General features: G+C 73.7%; 18 protein-coding genes. 10 read left to right on the top strand and 8 right to left on the bottom strand.

Annotated features, from left to right (window positions below):
• Window position 1 precedes the first annotated feature (1 nt).
• The 4 genes from F1615_RS10720 to F1615_RS10705 all read right to left on the bottom strand — a co-directional run bounded on the left by F1615_RS10720 (window position 2) and on the right by F1615_RS10705 (window position 5,328).
• The gene (locus tag F1615_RS10720) at window positions 2-1,642 is read right to left on the bottom strand and encodes an acyl-CoA carboxylase subunit beta (protein WP_425385634.1); all 1,641 of its coding nucleotides are present in this window, start codon (window positions 1,640-1,642) and stop codon (window positions 2-4) included.
• A complete protein-coding gene (locus F1615_RS10715; protein ID WP_149548679.1) occupies window positions 1,597-3,288 on the bottom strand; it encodes an acyclic terpene utilization AtuA family protein in 1,692 nt (563 codons plus the stop codon). The genes F1615_RS10720 and F1615_RS10715 overlap by 46 nt, the downstream gene beginning before the upstream one ends.
• Window positions 3,285-4,082, bottom strand: a complete 798-nt coding sequence (locus tag F1615_RS10710) for a TIGR03084 family metal-binding protein (RefSeq protein ID WP_149548678.1) — start codon at window positions 4,080-4,082, stop codon at window positions 3,285-3,287. Before F1615_RS10710 ends, F1615_RS10715 begins: the two co-directional genes overlap by 4 nt.
• 298 nt (window positions 4,083-4,380) lie before the next feature.
• Complete coding sequence (locus F1615_RS10705) at window positions 4,381-5,328, bottom strand: EamA family transporter (RefSeq protein WP_149548677.1); 948 nt, start codon at window positions 5,326-5,328, stop codon at window positions 4,381-4,383.
• Between the two features lie 223 nt (window positions 5,329-5,551).
• Between F1615_RS10705 and F1615_RS10700 the strand changes: the two genes are divergently transcribed.
• The gene (locus tag F1615_RS10700; protein WP_149548676.1) at window positions 5,552-6,004 is read left to right on the top strand and encodes an NUDIX hydrolase; all 453 of its coding nucleotides are present in this window, start codon (window positions 5,552-5,554) and stop codon (window positions 6,002-6,004) included.
• Between the two features lie 71 nt (window positions 6,005-6,075).
• On the top strand, window positions 6,076-6,528 hold the full coding sequence (locus F1615_RS10695; protein WP_149548675.1) for a methyltransferase domain-containing protein: 453 nt from the start codon (window positions 6,076-6,078) through the stop codon (window positions 6,526-6,528).
• Here the strand turns inward: F1615_RS10695 and F1615_RS10690 are convergent.
• Window positions 6,525-9,428 (bottom strand): FAD-binding and (Fe-S)-binding domain-containing protein, encoded by a 2,904-nt coding sequence (locus tag F1615_RS10690; protein ID WP_149548674.1) that lies wholly within the window; start codon window positions 9,426-9,428, stop codon window positions 6,525-6,527. The genes F1615_RS10695 and F1615_RS10690 overlap by 4 nt on opposite strands.
• A 302-nt stretch (window positions 9,429-9,730) precedes the next feature.
• Here F1615_RS10690 and F1615_RS10685 point away from each other — a divergent pair, with 302 nt between their 5' ends.
• The 7 genes from F1615_RS10685 (at window position 9,731) to serC (ending at window position 16,919) form a co-directional block, all read left to right on the top strand.
• Complete coding sequence (locus F1615_RS10685; protein WP_149548673.1) at window positions 9,731-11,851, top strand: sensor histidine kinase; 2,121 nt, start codon at window positions 9,731-9,733, stop codon at window positions 11,849-11,851.
• Complete coding sequence (locus tag F1615_RS10680; RefSeq protein WP_037930502.1) at window positions 11,848-12,255, top strand: roadblock/LC7 domain-containing protein; 408 nt, start codon at window positions 11,848-11,850, stop codon at window positions 12,253-12,255. The genes F1615_RS10685 and F1615_RS10680 overlap by 4 nt, the downstream gene beginning before the upstream one ends.
• Window positions 12,252-12,599, top strand: coding sequence for a DUF742 domain-containing protein (locus tag F1615_RS10675; RefSeq protein ID WP_149548672.1), 348 nt, complete (start codon window positions 12,252-12,254; stop codon window positions 12,597-12,599). The genes F1615_RS10680 and F1615_RS10675 overlap by 4 nt, the downstream gene beginning before the upstream one ends.
• Window positions 12,580-13,197 carry a GTP-binding protein gene (locus tag F1615_RS10670; RefSeq protein WP_244328688.1) on the top strand — a complete coding sequence of 206 codons (618 nt, stop codon included), beginning with the start codon at window positions 12,580-12,582 and terminating at the stop codon, window positions 13,195-13,197. Before F1615_RS10675 ends, F1615_RS10670 begins: the two co-directional genes overlap by 20 nt.
• Entirely contained in the window at window positions 13,194-14,429 is a 1,236-nt protein-coding gene (locus F1615_RS10665; RefSeq protein WP_149548671.1) for a cytochrome P450, read from the top strand. Before F1615_RS10670 ends, F1615_RS10665 begins: the two co-directional genes overlap by 4 nt.
• A complete protein-coding gene (locus tag F1615_RS10660; protein ID WP_149548670.1) occupies window positions 14,426-15,676 on the top strand; it encodes a cytochrome P450 family protein in 1,251 nt (416 codons plus the stop codon). The genes F1615_RS10665 and F1615_RS10660 overlap by 4 nt, the downstream gene beginning before the upstream one ends.
• Window positions 15,677-15,800: 124 nt before the next feature.
• On the top strand, window positions 15,801-16,919 hold the full coding sequence (serC, locus tag F1615_RS10655; RefSeq protein ID WP_149548669.1) for a phosphoserine transaminase: 1,119 nt from the start codon (window positions 15,801-15,803) through the stop codon (window positions 16,917-16,919).
• Window positions 16,920-17,231: 312 nt separating this feature from the next.
• Here the strand turns inward: serC and F1615_RS10650 are convergent, their stop codons facing one another.
• Together F1615_RS10650 and F1615_RS10645 are read right to left on the bottom strand one after the other, a co-directional pair.
• On the bottom strand, window positions 17,232-18,056 hold the full coding sequence (locus F1615_RS10650; RefSeq protein ID WP_149548668.1) for an ABC transporter permease: 825 nt from the start codon (window positions 18,054-18,056) through the stop codon (window positions 17,232-17,234).
• Window positions 18,053-19,018 (bottom strand): ATP-binding cassette domain-containing protein, encoded by a 966-nt coding sequence (locus tag F1615_RS10645; protein WP_149548667.1) that lies wholly within the window; start codon window positions 19,016-19,018, stop codon window positions 18,053-18,055. The genes F1615_RS10650 and F1615_RS10645 overlap by 4 nt, the downstream gene beginning before the upstream one ends.
• Window positions 19,019-19,101: 83 nt before the next feature.
• Between F1615_RS10645 and F1615_RS10640 the strand changes: the two genes are divergently transcribed.
• Window positions 19,102-19,869 (top strand): TetR/AcrR family transcriptional regulator, encoded by a 768-nt coding sequence (locus F1615_RS10640; protein WP_149548666.1) that lies wholly within the window; start codon window positions 19,102-19,104, stop codon window positions 19,867-19,869.
• A gap of 39 nt (window positions 19,870-19,908) precedes the next feature.
• Here the strand turns inward: F1615_RS10640 and F1615_RS10635 are convergent, their stop codons facing one another.
• On the bottom strand, window positions 19,909-20,892 hold the full coding sequence (locus F1615_RS10635) for a WD40 repeat domain-containing protein (RefSeq protein ID WP_149548665.1): 984 nt from the start codon (window positions 20,890-20,892) through the stop codon (window positions 19,909-19,911).
• Between the last annotated feature and the right edge of the window lie 34 nt (window positions 20,893-20,926).

The raw sequence follows: 20,926 nt of genomic DNA, 5'->3' as shown, positions 1-20,926 counted from the left end.
CTCACATCCGGAAGACGCCGAAGCCACCGCGCGCGCCCTCGTAGGGCGCGGTGTGGATGGCCGACAGGCACAGGCCGAGGACGGTGCGGGTGTCGCGCGGGTCGATGACGCCGTCGTCGTAGAGCCGCCCGGACAGGAACATCGGCAGCGACTCGGACTCGATCTGCTGCTCCACCATGGCGCGCAGCGCCGCGTCCGCCTCGTCGTCGTACGGCCGTCCCTTCGCCGCCGCCGACTGCCGCGCGACGATGGACAGCACGCCGGCGAGCTGCTGCGGGCCCATGACGGCGGACTTGGCGCCGGGCCACGCGAAGAGGAACCGCGGGTCGTAGGCGCGACCGCACATGCCGTAGTGCCCGGCGCCGTAGGAGGCGCCCATGAGGACGGACAGGTGGGGGACCTTCGAGTTGCTGACCGCGTTGATCATCATGGCGCCGTGCTTGATGATGCCGCCCTGCTCGTACTCCTTGCCGACCATGTAGCCGGTGGTGTTGTGCAGGAAGATCAGCGGGATGTCGCGCTGGTTGGCGAGCTGGATGAACTGGGCGGCCTTCTGGGACTCCTCGCTGAAGAGGACCCCCCGGGCGTTGGCGATGATGCCGACGGGATAGCCGTGGAGGCCTGCCCAGCCGGTGGTGAGGCTGGTCCCGTAGAGCGGTTTGAACTCGTCGAAGTCGGAGGAGTCGACGATCCGCGCGATGACCTCGCGCGGGTCGAAGGGGATCTTCAGGTCGCCCGGGACGATGCCCAGCAGTTCGTCCTCGTCGTACCTGGGCGGGGCGGCCGGTCCCGGATCACCGTACGCCTTGCGGTGGTTGAGGCGGGCGACGACCCGGCGGGCCTGGCGGAGCGCGTCCTGCTCGTCGACGGCGAAGTAGTCGGCGAGGCCCGACACGCGCGCGTGCATCTCGGCGCCGCCCAGCGACTCGTCGTCGCTCTCCTCCCCCGTGGCCATCTTCACCAGCGGCGGCCCGCCGAGGAACACCTTGGCCCGCTCCTTGACCATGATCACGTGGTCGGACATGCCGGGGACGTAGGCGCCCCCGGCGGTGGAGTTGCCGAAGACGACGGCGACGGTCGGGATGCCGGCCGCCGACAGCCGGGTCAGGTCCCGGAAGATGGCGCCGCCGGGGATGAAGATCTCCTTCTGGGAGGGCAGGTCGGCGCCGCCGGACTCGACGAGGCTGATGCAGGGCAGCCGGTTGGCGAGCGCGATGTCGTTGGCGCGCAGGGCCTTCCGCAGCGACCAGGGGTTGCTGGCGCCGCCGCGCACGGTCGGGTCGTTCGCGGTGATCAGGCACTCCACCCCCTCGACGACGCCGATGCCGGTGACGAGCGAGGCGCCGACCGCGTACTCGCTCCCCCAGGCGGCCAGCGCGGACAGCTCTAGGAAGGGCGTGTCGGGGTCGAGGAGCAGCTCGACGCGTTCGCGGGCGAGCAGCTTGCCGCGCCCCCGGTGCCGCTCGACGTACTTCTCGCCGCCGCCCGCGAGTGCCTTGGCGTGTTCGGCATCGAGTTCGGCGAGCTTGCCGAGCATGGCCTCGCGGTTGGCCCGGTACTCCGGATCGGCCGCGTTCAGGGCGGATTCGAGGGCCGTCAAAGCAGGGCCTCCGGGATGTCGAGGTGCCGGGAGCGCAGCCATTCGCCGAGCGCCTTGGCCTGCGGATCGAAACGGGCCTGCGCGGCGACGCCCTCGCCGAGGATTCCCTCGACGACGAAGTTCAGGGCGCGCAGACGGGGCAGTACGTGCCGGGTGACGGGCAGCTCGCGGGCCTCGGGGATCAGCGTCCGGAACCGCTCGACGGTCAGTTCGTGCGCGAGCCACCGCCAGGCGTCGTCGGAGCGGACCCAGACGCCGACGTTGGCGTTCCCGCCCTTGTCGCCGCTGCGGGCGCCGGCGAGGAGGCCGAGGGGCGCGCGTGTCGTGGGCCCCTCGGTCGGCGGATCGGGAAGCTCGGGCTCCGGCACGTCGTCGATTACGGCGGTGTCGTGCGGCGCGTCCACGGGAGCACGGCGTCCGTCGTGGAGGACGGCCACATGGTCGACGTCGCCCTGAGGGACGTACACATCCTCGAAGACCCCATAGGGGGAGCCCTTCCCCGGTGGTGCCATGACATGGAAGCCGGGACAGCTCGCCAGCGCGAGCTCGACGGCGGCCGCGCCCAGCACGCGCCCGGCCTTCTCCTGGGAGGGGTCCCGCACGACGAGCCGCAGCAGCGCGCTCGCCGTCTCCTGGGTCGGGGCGTCGGGCCGGTCGGTGCGCACCAGGTCCCAGCGGATCTCGGCGGGCGGCGACTTGGCGAGCGCCTCGCCCATCTGCTCCTGTACGAGGTCGGCCTTGGCCTCGATGCCGAGTCCGGTGAGCACGAACACGACCTCGTTGCGGAAGCCGCCGAGGCGGTTGAGCCCGACCTTGAGCGTGGGCGGGGGCGCCTCCCCCCGCACCCCTTCGACGCGTACCCGGTCGGGCCCGTCCTGAGTGAGCCGTACGGTGTCCAGCCGCGCGGTGACGTCCGGCCCGGCGTACCGGGCGCCACCGGTCTCGTAGAGCAGTTGCGCGGTGACCGTGCCGACGTCGACGAAGCCGCCGGTGCCGGGGTGCTTGGTGATGACACTGCTGCCGTCGGCGTGGACCTCGGCGAGCGGGAAACCGGGCCGCCGGAGGTCGCCGCGAGGGTGTTCGCCGAAGAACGCGTAGTTCCCGCCGGTCGCCTGTGCCCCGCACTCCAGCACGTGCCCGGCGACGACGGCCCCCGCGAGCCGGTCGTGGTCCGCCGGCGTCCAGCCGAAGTGGGCGGCGGCGGGACCGGTGACCAGGGCCGCGTCGGTGACCCGGCCGGTGACCACGATGTCGGCGCCCTCGCGCAGACAGGCGGCGATCCCGAACCCGCCGAGGTAGGCGTGGGCGGCGAGGCTGCCGGGGTACCGCGCGGTGAGGTCGTCGCCCTCGACGTGGGCGACCCGCACGGGGATGCCCAGCCGGGCGGCCAGCGCGCGGACGGCGTCGGCGAGTCCGGCGGGGTTGAGCCCGCCCGCGTTGGTGACGATCCTGACGCCCCGCTCGTGGGCGAGGCCGAGGGTGTCCTCGAGCTGCCGCAGGAAGGTGCGGGCGTATCCGCCGGAGGGGTCCTTGAGCCGGTCACGGGCGAGGATGAGCATGGTCAGTTCGGCGAGGTAGTCGCCGGTGAGGACGTCGACCTCGCCCCCGGTGAGCATCTCGCGCAGGGCGTCGAAGCGGTCGCCGTAGAAGCCGGAGAAGTTCCCGACGCGCAGGGTCGTCGCGGTCACCGCGCGGTGTCCCCCTTCGGCTCCCGCCCGCCTCCGGGCGGACCGGCGAAGGCCTGGGCGATGTCCAGCCACCGGTCGGCGTCGGCGCCCTCGGCGGTGAGGGCGAGGTCCGTGCGGTGGGCGCGCTGGGTGACGAGGAGACAGAAGTCGAGCGCGGGGCCGGTGACGCGCTGGGGCGCGTCCTCGGGCCCGTAGGCCCACACCCCGCCCCCCGGTGCGGCGAGCTCGACCCGGAAGGGATCGGACGGCGGGGTGAGCCCGTGCGCCCCGTACGCGAAGTCGCGGGTCCGCACCCCGAGCCACGCCACATGCCTGAGCCGGTCGGTGGGTGGCCGCGTCACACCGATCGTCTCCGCCACGTCCAGTCCGTGGGCCCAGGTCTCCATGAGACGGGCGGTCGCCATGGAGGCGGCGGACATGGGTGGGCCGTACCAGGGGAACCGCGCCCCGGCCGGCGCCTCCCGCAGCGCCTTGTCCAGCGCCGCGCGCCCCTCCCGCCAGCGCGTGAGCAGTTCGGCGGGCGCGGACCGGGCGTACGCCTCGGCGCCGTCGTCGACGAAGGTGTGCGGGGCGGCGAGCGCCCGCTCGACCAGCGCGCGGAACGCGTCGGCGTCCGTGACGGCGAGCAGGGCGGAGTGGTCGGTCCAGGCGAGGTGGGCGACCTGGTGGGCCACGGTCCACCCGGCCGCGGGCGTCTGAAGCCCCCACTGCCCTGGACTCAGCCCGGCCACGAGCCGGTCGAGCTCCTCGCTCTCCTCACGCAGGTCGTCGATCACGGGCGTCGGATCGGACACGAGGCGCTCCCCTCGGGGCACGGACACGGCGGTGTGCGGCGCGATTGCGTGGAGCATGGCAGCCCGCCCGGAAACAAGCAAGCATGCTTGCATGAATTGATCGGCCGCCTGGGCGTGACCTTTTCCCGGGCCGTCAGGGAAGGGGATCCGGCGTCACCTGCCAGATGGTGACGAGCTCCGAGCGTGGCGCGACCATGTACACGAAGAAACCGCCGACGACGAACGCGTGCCCGGCTCCTGCGTCAGCGCCTCCATATCCGGGACCGTGGAGATGAAGTACCTCAGCCGCCCTGACCAGTCAGGAGACAGCCCCCGTCCTCTTCACCTTCACCCGTCCCACCTGCGTCCGTACCGCCCCCATGCTCGCCGCGACGACCAGGGCGATGGCCGCGGCCTCCGGGGCGGACAGGGCCTGGTCGAGGATCAGGAAGCCAGCGGCGGCCGCGAGGGCCGGTTCCAGGCTCATCAGGATCGCGAAGGTGGACGCGGGCAGGCGGCGCAGGGCGAGGAGTTCGAGGGTGTACGGGAGGACGGACGACAGCACCGCGACCGCCGCGCCCAGGCCGAGGACCGTCGGATCGAGCAGCTTCGTGCCGGACTCGGCGATCCCCAGCGGCAGGAACAGCACGGCCGCCACGGCCATCGCGAGGGCCAGCCCGTCCGCCTGCGGGAAGCGGCGCCCCGTACGCGCGCTGAAGACGATGTACGCCGCCCACATGGCGCCGGCGCCCAGCGCGAAGGCGACGCCCAGCGGGTCGAGACCGCTGAAGCCTCCGCCGCCGAGGAGGAACACGCCGGCGAGGGCCAGCGCGGCCCACACGATGTTGACCGCCCGCCGTGAGGCCAGGACGGACAGCGTGAGCGGGCCGAGGACCTCCAGGGTGACCGCCGGGCCGAGCGGGATGCGGGCGACGGACTGGTAGAAGAGCCCGTTCATCGCGGCCATGGCGACACCGAAGACGATCACCGTGCTCCAGTCGGCGCGCGAGTGCCCGCGCAGCCCCGGCCGGCACAGCGCCATCAGCACCAGCGCGGCCACCAGCAACCGCAGCGACACGACCCCGAGCGCACCGGCGCGCGGCATCAGCGTGACCGCCAGCGCCCCGCCGAACTGCACGGAGATCCCACCGGCGAGCACCAGCCCGACCGGCCCGAGGGAGCCCCGCCCGCGCGGGACGCCGGCCGGCGTGGACGCGGGGGCGGCCCCCGGAGCGGTGGACGGGGTGGCGGCGCTGGGGGTGGTCACGGGGCCTTCCAGGGATGTCGGAGCGGACACTTGCCTGTACCGAGTGTGCGACTTGATGTACTTCGCAGTCCAGCGTATTGGACTGAGTCAGCACCGTAAAGCGCTTATATGCCTGACGATGCGGCCCCTGCCCCTCCCCGGTCAACTCCGTCCGCCACCTGGACCCCAGCGGGTACGGTTTCCCCTGGTGACACCCCCGTCCGCTCCCACGATCCGAGGTTCTGTGCGACGACTGCTCGTCCGGCTCTGGCGGCTCCTGCGCCCCGTGCAGGGCCGCATCGTGTGGTTGCTGCACGCCAAGTTCGTGGTCGGCGTGACCGGTGTGGTGCGCGACGACGAGGGCCGGGTGCTGCTGCTCCGGCACCGGATGTGGCCGCCTGGCCGCCAGTGGGGCCTGCCGAGCGGCTTCGCGCGCAAGGGCGAGGACTTCCGCGCGACCGTGGTGCGCGAGGTCAGGGAGGAGACGGGCCTCGACGTCGAGACGGGCCGCCTCGTCATGCTGAACAGCGGCTTCCGCACCCGCCTGGAGGTGGCCTTCGAGGCCCGTCTGCTGGGCGGGGAACTGCGCCTGGACCCCACCGAGATCCTGGAGGCCCGCTGGTGCCTGCCGGACGACCTCCCGGAGGGCGTCCAGCCGGTGTGCCACCCGCTGGTACGGGGCGAGACCACGCCCTGACCGGTGCGCACGAGCCGCGGCGCGTCCCGCCGCGCGTGCGCACCGGCCGTCCGGCGCCTATCGTCTCGTCCGTGCCGGTACGACTGTCGCCGCGGCTCTCCGCGATCGTGAACGCGCTCCCCCTCCAGCCGCACTCCCGCGTCCTCGAGATCGGGTGCGGGCCGGGGGCGGCCGCGCGAGCGGTCGCGGGACGGCTCACCACCGGTCACATCCTGGCCGTCGACAGATCCGCCACCGCCGTCGCCCAGGCGCGCGCCGCCGCGGCGGAGGAGATCGGGTCGGGCCGCATGAGCGTCCGGCAGGTCGCGGCCGAGGACTTCGTCCTGCTCCCGGACGAGGAGCCGTTCGACCTCGTGTTCGCCGTCCGCGTCGGCGCCCTCGACGGGCGGCACCCCGAGGCCGGTGAGCGGGTGCTGCGGCGTCTCGGCGAGGCGACCAGGACGGACGCCCGGCTCTTCGTCGACGGCGGCGATCCGCTGCGTGAACTGATCGTCCCGCGGCCCGAGTCACCTGACGGCCTCTAGGGATCGCCGGCCGGCCGTCCGCCGTCCCGCTCCGCCGCGGGCAGGGACGCCGCCAGCACCTCCGCCAGGTGCCGTCCCCGGACGCCCGCCACCTGCTCGAGCTGCGTACGGCAGGAGAAGCCGTCGGCCAGGACGACCGCCTCCTCCGGTGCCTCCCGTAGCGACGGCAGCAGCCGGTCCTCCGCGCAGGCCCGGGAGACCTCGTAGTGGCCCTTCTCGAAGCCGAAATTGCCCGCCAGACCGCAGCAGCCACCCGTCAGCTCGCCGGTGAGGCCGGCCGCGGCGCGCAGCCGGCGGTCGGCCGCGTCGCCCAGGACCGCGTGCTGGTGGCAGTGGGTCTGGCCGGTGACCTGGCGGTTCAGGGACGGCGGGGCCCAGTCCGGGGCGTACTGCTCCAGGGTTTCGGCGAACGTGCGCACCCGCGCGGCGAGCCGCGCCGCGCGCGGGTCGCCGGGGAGCAGTTCCGGGGCGTCCGTGCGCAGCGTCGCCGCACAGCTCGGTTCCAGGACCACCAGCGGGGCGTCCGTGGCCAGGACGGGTTCCAGGAGGCCGAGGGTGCGGCTCAGGACCGTACGGGCGCGGTCCAGCTGGCCCGTGGAGATGTAGGTCAGGCCGCAGCAGACACGGGCCCCGCGCGCCGTCAGCAGGGACAGGGGCGAGCGGGAGCGGGCGTCGCCCACCGGGCGGCCGGCCAGCCGCAGGGCCGGGGGGAGGGCCACGCGCAGCCCCGCCGCCTCCAGCACGCGTACGGCCGCCCGGCCCACCGACGGCGACAGGTGCTCCGTGAACGTGTCCGGCCAGAGGACCACCAGCCTCCCGTCGCCGTGCGGTGGCGCCGACCTGCCCCGCCACCACCGTGTGAACGTCTCCTCCGCCACCCGGGGGATCTCCCGCTCCCCCGCGATCCCGCCCAGCCGTTTCGCCGCGCTCGCGAGCGGACCCACCGAGGCCGCGGCGTTCACCGCCCCCGCGGTCCTCGTCCGCGCGACCCAGCGCAGCCACACCGGCAGCCACCCCATCGCGTAGTGCGCGGCCGGGCGGCGGCGGCCCGCGTAGTGGTGGTGGAGGAACTCCGCCTTGTACGTGGCCATGTCGACGCCGACCGGGCAGTCCGAGCGGCAGCCCTTGCAGGACAGGCACAGGTCGAGCGCGTCCCGTACCTCCGTCGACCGCCAGCCGCCGGTCACCAGCTCGCCCGCGAGCATCTCGTGGAGCAGGCGCGCGCGCCCGCGCGTGGAGTGCTCCTCCTCGCCCGTCGCCCGGAACGACGGGCACATCACCGCCGGCCCCGACACGGACGTCGTACGGCACTTGGCGACGCCCACGCAGCGGCGCACCGCCGCCGCGAAGTCGCCGTCGTCGGCGGGGTAGCCGAAGGCGACGTCCACCGGTTCGCGCGGGAGGACGGAGAAGCGGAGGTGGGAGTCCAGCGGTGCCGGCCTCACCAGCATGCCCGGGTTGAGGAGGTCGTCCGGGTCCCAGACGGCCTTCACGCGTCCGAAGAGGGCGACCGTCTCCTCGCCGTACATGCGCGGCAGCAGCTCGGCCCGCGCCTGGCCGTCGCCGTGCTCGCCGGAGAGGGAGCCGCCGTGGCTCACCACCAGGTCCGCCAGGTCCTCCGAGAAGCGCCGGAAGCGGGCGACGCCGGGACCGGTCAGCAGGTCGAAGTCGATGCGGACGTGGATGCAGCCGTCCCCGAAGTGCCCGTACGGCGTGCCGCGCAGCCCGTGGTCCGCCAGCAGGGCCCGGAAGTCCCGCAGGTACGCGCCGAGCCGGGCGGGCGGCACCGCGCAGTCCTCCCAGCCGGGCCAGGCCTCCGTGCCGTCCGGCATCCTCGTCGCCGTACCGCTCGCGTCCTCCCGGATCCGCCACAGCGCGCGCTGCCGGGCGGGGTCGGTGACCACCAGGGAACCCACGACGTCCGCCGCGCGGACGATCCCCTCCGCCCGCGCGCGTGCCTCCGCCTCCGTGTCCCCGCCCGTCTCCACGAACAGCCACGCACCCCCGCGCGGGAGGTCCGCCGCGGACGGCACCAGATCGGCCGCCATGCCCTCCACGGTCAGCGGCCGGTACGGCAGCAGCCCCGCCGCCGCCTGAGCCGCCCCGCCCTCCTCCGCGTACGCCAGCACGGTGAGGGCACGCGCGCGGGGGGCGCGTACGAGGTCCACGACCGCCTCCGTGAGCACGCCGAGGGTGCCCTCCGAGCCGCAGAGGGAGCGGGCGACGTCGGCGCCGTTCTCGGGCAGCAGGGCGTCCACGGCGTATCCCGAGATACGGCGCGGGAGGTCGGGGAAACCCGTGCGCAGGCGGGCCAGTTCGCCGTCGACCAGGTCGCGCAGCCCGGCCGGGGCGCCCGACCAGCCCCGGCCCGGACGCAGGTGCTCGCCGCGCGGGGTGACGACCGCGAGCTCACGCACGCTGTCGGCCGTCGTGCCCCAGGCCACCGAGTGGGAGCCGCAGGAGTTGTTGCCGATCATGCCGCCGAGGGTGCAGCGGCTGTGGGTGGAGGGGTCGGGACCGAAACGCAGGCCGTGCGGGGCGGCGGCCTCCTGGAGACGGTCGAGGACCAGGCCGGGCTGGACCACGGCCGTGCGCGCCTCCGGGTCGAGGGACAGCAGACGGTTCATGTGCCGTGTGAAGTCGAGCACCACGCCGGTGCCGGTCGCCTGCCCCGCGATCGACGTGCCGCCGCCGCGCGGCACCACGGGAACGCCGTACGCGCGGCACACCGACAGCGCCGCCGCCACGTCGTCGGCGTCACGCGGGGCCACCACGCCGAGCGGCACGCGGCGGTAGTTGGAGGCGTCCATCGTGGTCAGCGCCCGTGCGGTCGTCCCGAAGTCGACCTCGCCGCGCACGGCGGCCCGCAGCCGGGCCGACAGTTCCCGGTGATCCGTCATGCCCTCAGGATGCCTCCGCGGGGCCGGACGCACGCGGTGGCGCACAGGCGGCCGCGGCCTTCACGGAAGGCCCGCAACACGCACAGGACGGGTCGTTCAAGGAAAAGGGAAGCTGAATCTTCCCAAGCCGATCAGGAACTCTCATATAGTGACCGCGAGTTGCGCGCAGTTGCCGGACCGCGTTCGAGTAAGCGACCCCAGAACCAGGTCCGGCGCCCCCATCGAACCCGCCCGAGGGCCGCGCAGCCATGACGGTGCACGCCCGCGGACCCGACCGAGGACCCGACCGAGGACCCTGATTGATGACCTCTCCCCTGCTCCCCGGCGACCGCCCCACCCTCCGCAGCCTGCTGCCCGTCCCGCTGCTCACCGCGGGGATCGGCGCGCTCGCCGTGCTCGCCGCGGTCTTCCTCGTCCCGGACTCCGCGATCGGTTCCGTGGCGGTGACCGGGACGATCGCCGCCGTGCTGCTGTGCGCGGCCGCCACCGCGGCCACGTACGCCGCCCTGTCCGCGCGGGCGGCACGGGCGCGGCTGGAGGCCGTCACCGAGGACGTCGGCCGGCTGCTCCAGGAACGGGCCCGGCTGACGGAGGAGTCCCGCCGCCAGCACGAACGGCTGACCGGCGAACTCAACCGGGAACGCGCCCGGTTGTCCGCCGAGCTGGACCACGAGCGCAACCACCTCGCCGACACCCTGGCCGCGGAGCGCGACCGCCTCGCCGAGCAGCACGCCGCAGCCGCCGCCCGTTTGACGCAGGAGCACGCCGACGAGCGGGCCCGGCTCACCGACGAGCACACCGCCGAACTCGCGCGGGCCGCCGAGCGGCACGCCGAGGAACTGCGCCGCCTCACCGACGAACACGCCTCCCACGTCGCACGGTTGACCCAGGAGCACACCGAGGAGCGCGACCGGCTGAGCGCGGAGAACGACCGCCTCGCGCAGGAGCGGGTCCGGCTCACCGGCGAGACCGCGCGGCTGAACGCCAAGCTGCGTGAGGCCAAAGGCGCCCGCGCCGCCGCCCTGTCCGCGACCGCCAACGCGGCCGGACGGATGCAGGCGCTGTCCACCGGCATGCTCGCGGACCTGCGCGCGATGGAGGAGAAGCACCACGACGAGGAGGTCCTCGCCGACCTGCTCCACCTCGACCACCGCACCGCCCAGGCGGGCCGGCTCGCCGACTCGATCGCCGTCCTCACCGGCGCCCGCTCCGGCCGCCGCTGGGCCCGGCCCATCGCCATGGAGTCGATCCTGCGCGGCGCCATGGGCCGGATCAGCGGCTACCAGCGGATCCGCGTCCACTCCGCCAGCGACACCGCGGTCGCGGGACACGCCGCCGAGGGCGTGATGCACGCGCTCGCCGAACTCCTGGACAACGCGGCGAACTTCTCCCCGCCGACCGCCGAGGTCCACGTGTACGTCGAGGAGGTCCCGGCCGGGGTCATCGTGTCCGTCGAGGACAGCGGGCTCGTCATGGGCGAGGCGCAGCTGCGCCGCGCCGAACGCGCCGTCTCCGGCGAGTCCGCCGAACTCGGGGGCCTGACCGGCACCCGGCTGGGCCTCGCGGTGGTCGGCCGGCTGGCCCGGCGGTACGGCCTGAAGGTCTCCTACCGTCCCTCGGCCCGCGGCGGCACGGGGGTCCTGGTGCTGGTCCCGCAGGACATCCTCGTACCGCCGGACGCGGCGCCCCCGGTCCCGGCGACGAGCGCCGCGACGACCGGCGCCACCGCCGCGCCCGCGCCCCGCGCCGTCACGCCGGCCGGCACATCGGCGACCGGCACCGGCACGTCCGCCGGAACGCCGGCCTCCACGGCGCGGGACGCCTCGGGGAACTCCCGGGACGCGGCGGCCCACAGCCTTCCCCAGCGCCGTGACAGCCTCCGGAGCAGCCGCCCGGAGACCGCCCCGGCAACCGTCCCCGACCGGCCGGAACCGGAGACCGCCCACGCCACCGCGCACACCGGCACCGGCGCCGCCCCGGCCGACCGGCCGGCGTCCCCCGACGGCGCCCGGCCCGCGGCCTCCTACGCCGCCTCCCGCGCCGCGGCCGACCTCGACCCCGACCCGGTCCCCACCCACGAGTCCCCCGCCCCGGACGGCGACGCCGCGCCACCCCTGGTGCTGCCCCGCCGCCGCCGGGGCCGGACCCTCGCGGAAGCCGAGCGCACCCGCTCCGGCAGCGGCAGCGCGCCCGCCCCCCGGCCCGCCCCGACGGCCGAGGAGACCAGGGCCCGCACCGCCCGCTTCAGCAGCTTCCGCCAGGCCGTGCGCGCGTCCACCCCGGACGACACGGCCGGCCCGGACACCGGCACCCCCGCGGACGCCACGGACACCCCGGACACCGCCGGCACCCGCGCCACCCCCGACCCGACCTCCGAAGCACAGCCCACCCCCGCGACCCCGGAAGGCGACACCACCTCATGACCGGCACGACGACCGCCGACGAGAAGCTCACCTGGCTCCTTGAGGGCCTGCTGGAGCGCACGCCGGGCGCGCGGCACGCGCTCGTGCTGTCCCGTGACGGCCTGAAACTGTGCCGCACCCCGGAGCTGTCCGCCGACCAGGCCGACCAGCTCGCCGCGATCGCCGCCGGCATCCAGTCGCTGTCGCACGGCGCCTCGGTCGAGTTCGGCGACGGCACGGGCGGGGTGCGCTCGGCGATGACGGAGTTCTACGGGGGCGTCCTGTTCATCGTGGAGGCCGGTCAGGGCGCGCACCTGGCCGTCGTCACCACCGAGGACGCGGACGCCGGCCTCATCGGGCACAACATGAGCGAGCTCGTGGAGCAGATCGGCGAGCACCTCACCGCCCTGCCGCGCACCTCATGAGCAGGCCCGGCAGGGACGACGCCCCCGACCGGCTGTACACCCTCACCGGGGGGCGCAGCCGGTCCGGGCCGGACAACCCCTTCGACCTGGTGACCCTGGTCGTCGCCGAGTGCGATCCGGTGCCCGGCATGCAGTCCGAGCACGCGGCGATCCTGCGGCTGGCCGACCGCCCCACGGCGGTCGTGGAGCTCGCGGCCGAGCTGAAGCTGCCCGTGAGCATCACCCGGATCCTGCTCTCCGACCTCCTCGCGGCGGGCCGGGTCAGCGCCCGTCACCCCCGCAAGGCCGCCGTACCCGACCCCGACATCCTGGAGCAGGTGCTCGTTGGACTCCGCAACCTCTGAGACGCGTACGCCGCTGGGCGCGTCGGCCGACAACGGCCTGAAGATCGTGGTCGTGGGCGGCTTCGGCGCCGGCAAGACGACGATGGTCCGCTCGGTCAGCGAGATCCGTCCCCTCAACACCGAGGAGACGATGACCCAGGCGGGCGAGGCCGTCGACGACATCAGCGGGGTGCGCGGCAAGACCTCGACCACCGTCGCCTTCGACTTCGGCCGCATCTCCATCGACGCCCACAACGTGCTGTACCTCTTCGGCGCGCCCGGCCAGGAACGCTTCTGGTTCCTGTGGGACCGGCTGTTCTCCGGCACGCTCGGCGCGGTCGTGCTGGTCGACACCCGGCGCATCGACGACTCCTGGTACGCCATCGACCGGCTGGAGCGGCACGGCACGCCGTTCATCGTGGCCTGCAACGACTTCGGCGGCCCCGTGTTCACCCCCCAGCAGATCCGCGAGGCCCTCGACCTCGACCCGCACGTCCCGCTGGTGAACTGCGACGCGCGCTCCCGGGAGTCCAGCAAGATCGTGCTGATCACGCTGGTGGAGCACATCCAGAGCCTGTACGCCGACCCGGCCCGAGCCCCCCGTCAGGAGCTGGTGTGAGTCCCGCGTCCGTCCCCAACGCCGTCCGCTTCGGCGGCCCCCTGCTCCAGGACGACCCGGCCCGGGTGTACCGGGAACTGCGCCGTGAGCACGGCAGCGTCGTACCGGTGGTGCTCGACGGCGACGCACCGGCCTGGCTGGTGCTCGGCTACCGCGAGCTGCACCAGGTCACCGGCGACCCGGTGCTGTTCAGCCGCGACTCCGAACTGTGGAACCAGTGGGACAACATCCCCGACGACTGGCCGCTGCTGCCGATGATCGGCCGCCGGCAGCCGTCGATCCTGTACACCGTCGGCGAGCGGCACCGCGAGCGCGCCGGGATGCTGGTGAACGCGCTGGAGGCGGTCGACCCGTTCGAACTGCGCCGGTACGCCGAGAAGTTCGCGGACGAGCTGATCGACGGCATCTGCCCCAAGGGCAGCGCCGACATCATCAGCGAGTTCGCGATGCTGCTGCCGGTGCGGGTGCTCGCCCGGCTCTACGGGTTCCCCGACGACGAGGGGCCGGCCCTGGTCACCGCCCTCAACGACATGATCGACGGGCGGGAGCGCGCCCTGGCGGGCCAGATCCATCTGTTCACGTCGATGACGGAACTGGTGGCCGCCCGTCAGCGGGAGCCCGCCGAGGACGTGGCGTCCCGGATGCTGGCCGACACCTCGGGTTTCACCGCTGAGGAGATCTGCCAGGACCTGATGGTGATGCTGGCGGCCGGGCACCAGCCGACCGCCGACTGGATCGGCAACTCGCTGCACCTGATGCTCACCGACAGCAGGTTCGCCGCCTCCCTGTTCGGCGGCCGCAACAGCATCGCCGAGGCGATGAACGAGGTGCTGTGGGAGGACACCCCGAGCCAGAACGTGGCCGCCCGCTGGGCGTCCCGTGACACCCAGCTCGGCGGGCGCCGCATCCGCGCCGGCGACATGGTGATCCTCGGCCTCCAGGGCGCCAACTCCGACCCCCAGGTGCGGACCGACGCCTCGGCGCTCACCGGCGGGAACAGCGCCCACTTCTCGTTCGGCCACGGGGAGCACCGGTGCCCGTTCCCGGCGCAGGAGATCGCCGAGGTGATCGCCCGGACCGGCATCGAGGTCGTCCTCGACCGGCTGCCGGACATCGATCTCGCGGTGCCGGCCGGGCAGCTGACCCGCCGCCCGTCGCCGTGGCTGCGCGGCCTGTCCGAACTCCCGGTGACGTTCACACCCACTCCCGCCCTTGGAGGCTCGCCCGCATGACGGCTGGTACGGACACCTCGACGACGGACCCCGCGCAGACCCGTATCCCCCTGGACCCCTTCGTCTCCGACCTGGACGGGGAGAGCGCGGCGCTGCGGGCCGCGGGGCCGCTGGCCGCCGTGACGCTGCCGGGCGACGTGCCGGTGTGGGCGGTCACGCACCACGCCGAGGCGAAGAAGCTGCTCACCGACCCGCGTCTGGTGAAGGACATCAACGTCTGGGGGGCCTGGCAGCGCGGCGAGATCGCCCCCGACTGGCCGCTGATCGGGCTGGCGAACCCGCCCCGCTCCATGCTCACCGTGGACGGCGCCGACCACCGCCGGCTGCGCACCCTGGTCGCGCAGGCGCTCACCCCGCGCCGGGTGGAGCTGATGCGTGGGCGGATCACGGAGCTGACCGGGAACCTGCTGGACCGGATGGCCGCGCTGCCCGGTGACACGCTCGACCTGAAGGCGGCGTTCGCCTACCCGCTGCCGATGTACGTGATCGCCGACCTGATGGGGCTGGCGGAGGAGCGGCTGCCCCGGCTGAAGGAGCTGTTCGAGAAGTTCTTCTCCACGCAGACCCCGCCCGAGGAGGTCATCGCGACGCTGACCGAGCTGGCCGGGATCATGGCCGAGACGGTCGCGCACAAGCGGGAGCACCCGGGCGACGACCTGACCTCCGCGCTCATCCAGGCGTCGGAGGGCGGCGACCGTCTCACCGACGAGGAGATCGTCGCCACGCTCCAGCTGATGGTGGCGGCCGGCCACGAGACGACGATCTCCCTCATCGTCAACGCGGTGGTGAACCTCTCCACCCACCCGGAGCAGCGGGAGCTGGTGCTCTCCGGCGCAGCGGACTGGCCGGCGGTGATCGAGGAGACGCTGCGCTGGTCGACCCCCACGTCCCACGTCCTGATCCGGTTCGCGACGGAGGACATCCCGGTCGGGGACAAGGTCCTGCCGGCCGGGGACGCGCTGATCGTGTCGTACGCCGCGATCGGCCGCGACGAGCGGGCGCACGGTCCCACGGCCGGTGACTTCGACATCACCCGGGAAGGTGCCGGCCGGCACATCTCCTTCGGCCACGGCCCGCACGTCTGCCCCGGCGCCGCCCTGTCCCGCCTGGAGGCCGGTGTGGCCCTCCCGGCGCTGTACGCCCGCTTCCCGGGGCTGGACCTGGCGGTCCCGGCGAGCGAGCTGCGCAACAAGCCCGTGGTCACCCAGAACGACCTGTACGAGCTGCCGGTGAGGCTCGGCGGGTGACCGGCCGGGCGGCGGGCGGACCTCCCCCCGGTCCGTCCACCGCCCGCCCACCGGGGGCCCGCCGCCCGTCTCAGCGGACGGACGATGTTTCGCCCGGGTTTCCCTCAGCCGCTAGGCTCCGGTCGTGGCTGAGATCCGGATTCCTGCTGACATCAAGCCCGCCGACGGTCGTTTCGGTGCGGGTCCCTCCAAGGTACGGACGGAGGCGCTGGACGCCCTGGCCGCGACCGGAACGTCCCTGCTCGGCACCTCCCACCGCCAGGCCCCGGTGAAGAACCTGGTCGGCAAGGTGCGCGAGGGCATCGGCGAACTGTTCCGGCTCCCCGACGGCTACGAGGTGATCCTCGGCAACGGCGGCTCCACCGCGTTCTGGGACATCGCGACGCACGGTCTGATCGAGAACAAGTCGCAGCACCTCAGCTTCGGCGAGTTCAGCTCCAAGTTCGCCAAGGCGGCGCGGCTCGCCCCGTGGCTCGCGGAGCCCACCGTCATCTCCGCCGACCCGGGCACGCACCCCGACGCCGCGGCGGAGGCGGGTGTGGACGTGTACGCGTTCACCCACAACGAGACCTCCACCGGCGTCGCCATGCCGATCGAGCGGGTCGCCGGTGCCGACGAGGGCGCCCTCGTCCTCGTGGACGCCACCTCGGGCGCGGGCGGCCTCCCGGTCGACATCGCCGAGACGGACGTCTACTACTTCGCCCCGCAGAAGTCCTTCGCCTCCGACGGCGGCCTGTGGATCGGCGTGTTCTCGCCGGCCGCGATCGAGCGCGCCGAGCGCGTCCACGCCTCCGGCCGCCACGTCCCGGAGTTCTTCTCGCTGCCCACGGCGATCGACAACTCCCGCAAGAACCAGACGTACAACACCCCGGCCCTCGCCACCCTGTTCCTGCTGAACGAGCAGCTGGAGTGGATCAACGGCCAGGGCGGCCTCGACTGGTCGGTGCGCCGCACGGCGCAGTCCTCCCGCACCCTGTACGGCTGGGCGGAGGACGTGAAGTTCGCGAGCCCCTTCGTCACGGACCCGGCCAAGCGCTCCCAGGTGATCGGCACGATCGACTTCACCGACGAGGTCGACGCCGCCGCCGTGGCCAAGGTCCTGCGCGCCAACGGCATCGTCGACACCGAGCCCTACCGCAAGCTCGGCCGCAACCAGCTCCGCGTGGCGATGTTCCCGGCGATCGACCCGTCGGACGTCGAGGCCCTGACGAAGTGCGTCGACTACGTGATCGAGCAGCTGTAGTCGTACCCGTACGACGACGAAGGGCGCCCGGCGGACGACCCGCCGGGCGCCCTTCGCACGTGCGGCGGCACATACTCCGACGGCTCCTCGAAAGGCCGGCCCGGCACCCCCGCACTGCCCAGGTGACCGCCCTGGACCCGGCGTCCGAGCGCTGCCGGGCGGTGGGCCGCTGCCTGCCCTTCCCGGCCGGGGAGGCGTGCCGGCCCGCACCACCGCCCCGCCCCGCGCCGGGGCCGCCGGGATGACAGGCGCCCGGCGCGGACCGCGTCCACGCCGGGCATCCGTTCGACTGACAGCGCTGAACGCCTCACCTCACCGGCTCAGCCGCTGGAACCTCCGCACCGCGAGCGGCAGGAAGACCGCCGTCAGGATCACCGGCCACACCCCGGCCATCAGCAGCGCGTGCTGCTCGACCCAGGAGTCGCCGCCGCCGACCGGGGTGCCGAACAGCTCGCGGGTCGCCGCGGCCGTCGAGGAGATCGGGTTCCAGGCCGCCACCCAGCCCAGCCAGTCCGGCATCAGCTGCGGGGCGACGAAGATGCTGGAGATCATCGTCAGCGGGAAGGCGACCGCGAACAGGCCGCCCGCCGCCTCCGGGTTCGGCACCAGCAGGCCCAGCCACACGCCGAGCCAGATCAGCGCGAACCGCAGCCACAGCAGCAGCCCGAAGGCCGCCAGGAAGCCCCAGCCGCCGTCCGGGCGCCAGCCCATGGCCAGCGCGGTCAGCATCAGGATGCTCAACTCGGCGCAGGCGACGATCAGATCGGTCACCCCGCGTCCGGCCACCACCGCCGAGGAGGCCATCGGCATGGAGCGGAAACGGTCGATGACCCCCTTGGTGGAGTCGTAGACCACGACGGTCGCGGTGTTGATGAAGCCGAACGCCATCGTCATCACGAACATGCCCGGCATCAGGAAGTCCCGGTAGTCCCCGCCGCCGGGCACGGTCATCGCGCTGCCGAAGACATAGCCGTAGAGGAGGACGGACAGGATCGGGAAGCCCAGCTGCCAGGCGATGTTGACGGGCTGGCGCTGGTAATGGGTGAGGCCGCGGCGGACGATGTTCCAGCAGTCCGCCAGCGCCCAGTACACGCGGCCGTGCGCGGCCGGTCCGGTGGTCGGGTCGAGCGCGCTCATGCCGCCGCCTCCTTCTCCGTGCGGTGTCCGGTCAGGCGCAGGAACACGTCGTCGAGGCTGGGCCTGCGCAGCCCGATGTCCTCGACCCGTACGCCCTCGTCCTGGAGGGTGCGCGCCACGTCGGTCAGCGCCGCCACCCGGTCGGTCACGGGGGCGTGCACGCGCAACTCGGCCTCGTCCCCCTCGGGTTCGCCGTCGGCGACCCGCGCGACCACTTTCACCACGCGGGCGATGTCGGACCGATCGGCGACCACGACCTCGATGCGGTCGCCGCCGACCAGGTTCTTCAGCCCGTCCGGGGTGTCGTCGGCGATGGCCCGGCCCTGGTCGATGACGGTGATCCGGGAGGCGAGCCTGTCGGCCTCCTCCAGGTACTGCGTGGTCAGCAGCACGGTCGTGCCGTCCGCCACCAGCGCCCGCACCGACTCCCAGACCTCGCCCCGGCTGCGGGGGTCGAGGCCCGTCGTCGGCTCGTCCAGGAACAGCACGGCCGGCGCGAGGATCATCGAGGCGGCGAGGTCCAGGCGCCGCCGCATCCCGCCGCTGTAGTCACCGACGCCCTTGTCGGCGGCGTCGGTCAGGCCGAACCGCTCCAGCAGCTCGGCGGCCCGCGCCCCGGCGCGCCTGCCGCCCAGGTGGAACAGCCTGCCGAACATCTCCAGGTTCTGCCGCCCGGTGAGCACCTCGTCCACGGCCGCGTACTGCCCGGTGAGGCCGATCCGCGCCCGCACCCCGCGCGCCCGCCGGGCCACGTCGAGCCCCGCCACCGTGGCACGCCCGCCGTCGAGCCGGATCAGCGTCGACAGGACGCGTACGGCGGTGGTCTTGCCGGCGCCGTTCGGTCCGAGCAGTCCGTGCACGGTGCCCTCGCGGACGGCGAGGTGGAAGCCGTCGAGCGCGCGCTTCTCGCCGTACCGCTTCTCCAGGCCCTCGGCCCGGACCGCGAAACCGTCGTCGTTCATGGGTCCCCCTTCCAACTGGGTACACCGTACCCGATTGCGCGTACAGCGTACTCAGTTTTTCGGCGCGGATTTAAACTGCCCCCATGAGCAGCGGCAGGGGCGGTACGGAGAGCAGTGGCAGCGGCGACATCACCCGCACCCTCGACCTGCTGTGGGACACGGGCCCGCGGCCCAGCAGGGGGCCGAAACCGGGGCTGACGCTGGAGCGCGTCGTGGAGGCGGCCGTCGAGGTCGCGGACCGCGACGGGATCGGCGCGCTGTCGATGCGCCGGATCGCCACCGAGCTCGGCACCGGCACGATGTCCCTGTACCGCTACGTGCCCGGCAAGGCCGAGCTGCTCGACCTGATGCTGGACCGGGTGCAGCGCGCGTCGGAGGACCCCGCGGACCTCGGCGACGGCGGCTGGCGCACGGCGCTGGAGGCCCTGGGGCGGGCCACCCTCGCCCTCTACCGCCGGCACCCCTGGCTGCTCGAGGTCAACCAGTCCCGCCCGATCCTCGGCCCGAGCGCGCTGGACGGCATGGAGAAGGTGCTCTCCCGGATCAAGCCGATGGGCCTGTCGGACCCCGAGCTGCTGTCGGCGATCATCATGATCGACGGGTATGTCGTGGGGGCCGCCCGCACCCAGCTCTACCAGGAGGAGGCCGAGCGCAGCTCGGGGCTGACGGACGCACAGTTCTGGGAGGCCCAGCGCCCGGCCCTGGAGAAGGCGATGAACAGCGGGCGCTACCCGGTCCTGGCCGGGCTCTCCGAGGACACCTTCGGGCCCGACTTCGACCACTTCGAGTTCGGGCTGCAGCGCATCCTGGACGGCCTCGAGACGTTCGTGGCGCGGCGGTCGGCGGAGTGACGGCACGAGTGAGGGCACACCGCCCGGCCCGCGGCCGGCTCAGCCCCGGCGGCGCCGCCTCACCAGTGCGAACAGGACCGCGGCGACGACGGCCGCCGCGACGACCGTGACGGTGTTCCCGTTCCTGTCACCGGCGGTGCTCTCCCCGCCCTCCGCGCGGGCGCCCTCGCCGCCTCCGTCCCCGCCCCCGCCCTCGCCGCCGGGCGCCTCCCGGGACTCGACCGGGCTCTCGGTGCCCTCGCTGCCGTACATGAGCCGGGTACCGTCGGCGGAGTAGGTCACCGACTCCCCCTGCCCCTGGAGCGGCACGCTCAGCCGGCCCTTCCGCTGGATCCCGCCGTCGTTCCATGCGTAGTGGATGCCGCCGAAGTAGCCGCGTACGGCGAGCCGTTGCCCGTCCGGGGAGAGCGCGGCGTCGGTGGCCCACAGCTCGACGGGGGCGATCGGCCGGAACACGTTGTCCCCGGACGCCGAGAGCTCGGCCGGCCCCTCGTACAGGTGCCCGCCCTCCTCCTTCTTGTCGATGAGGTAGACGCGCCCGGTCTTCGGGTGCACGACCATCGACTCGGCGTCCCGGGGCCCGTCGGAGTACTTCACGACGTACTGGGTGGCCCGCACGGTCGCGTCCTGGAGCTTCTTCGGCTCGGGGAGTTCGTAGATCCAGACGTACGGCCACGAACCCCCGAGGTTGTCCCCGATGTCCCCGACGAAGAGCCTGTTGCCGGGACCGACGGAGATCGCCTCGACGTCCCGGGGCGTGCCCACGCCGGTGAGGGTGAGGCGGGCGACGGTCTCGCCGGTCGCGCTGTCCACGGCGTAGAGGTAGGGGCCGTCGTCGCTGTCGTTGTGGGTCCAGTAGACGCCCGGGTGGAGGCGGGAGGCGGCGAGCCCGCTGGACTCGGTGACGCGCGGGTCCTTGATGGCGAACCCCTCGTCGCCGTCGCCGCCGTCGGCTGCGGAGGCGGGCACGGCGGGCGCGGCCAGGAGAAGGGTCGCGGCGAGCAGGGCGAAGGGTCGGCGCATGACCCAAGACTGCCATTGTCCGGCGCAGTTCACG

Origin of the sequence: Streptomyces marokkonensis (assembly GCF_008312835.1) — a bacterium.
Taxonomy (GTDB): Bacteria; Actinomycetota; Actinomycetes; order Streptomycetales; family Streptomycetaceae; genus Streptomyces; species Streptomyces marokkonensis_A.
This window is presented reverse-complemented; position numbering and strand designations above follow the sequence as displayed.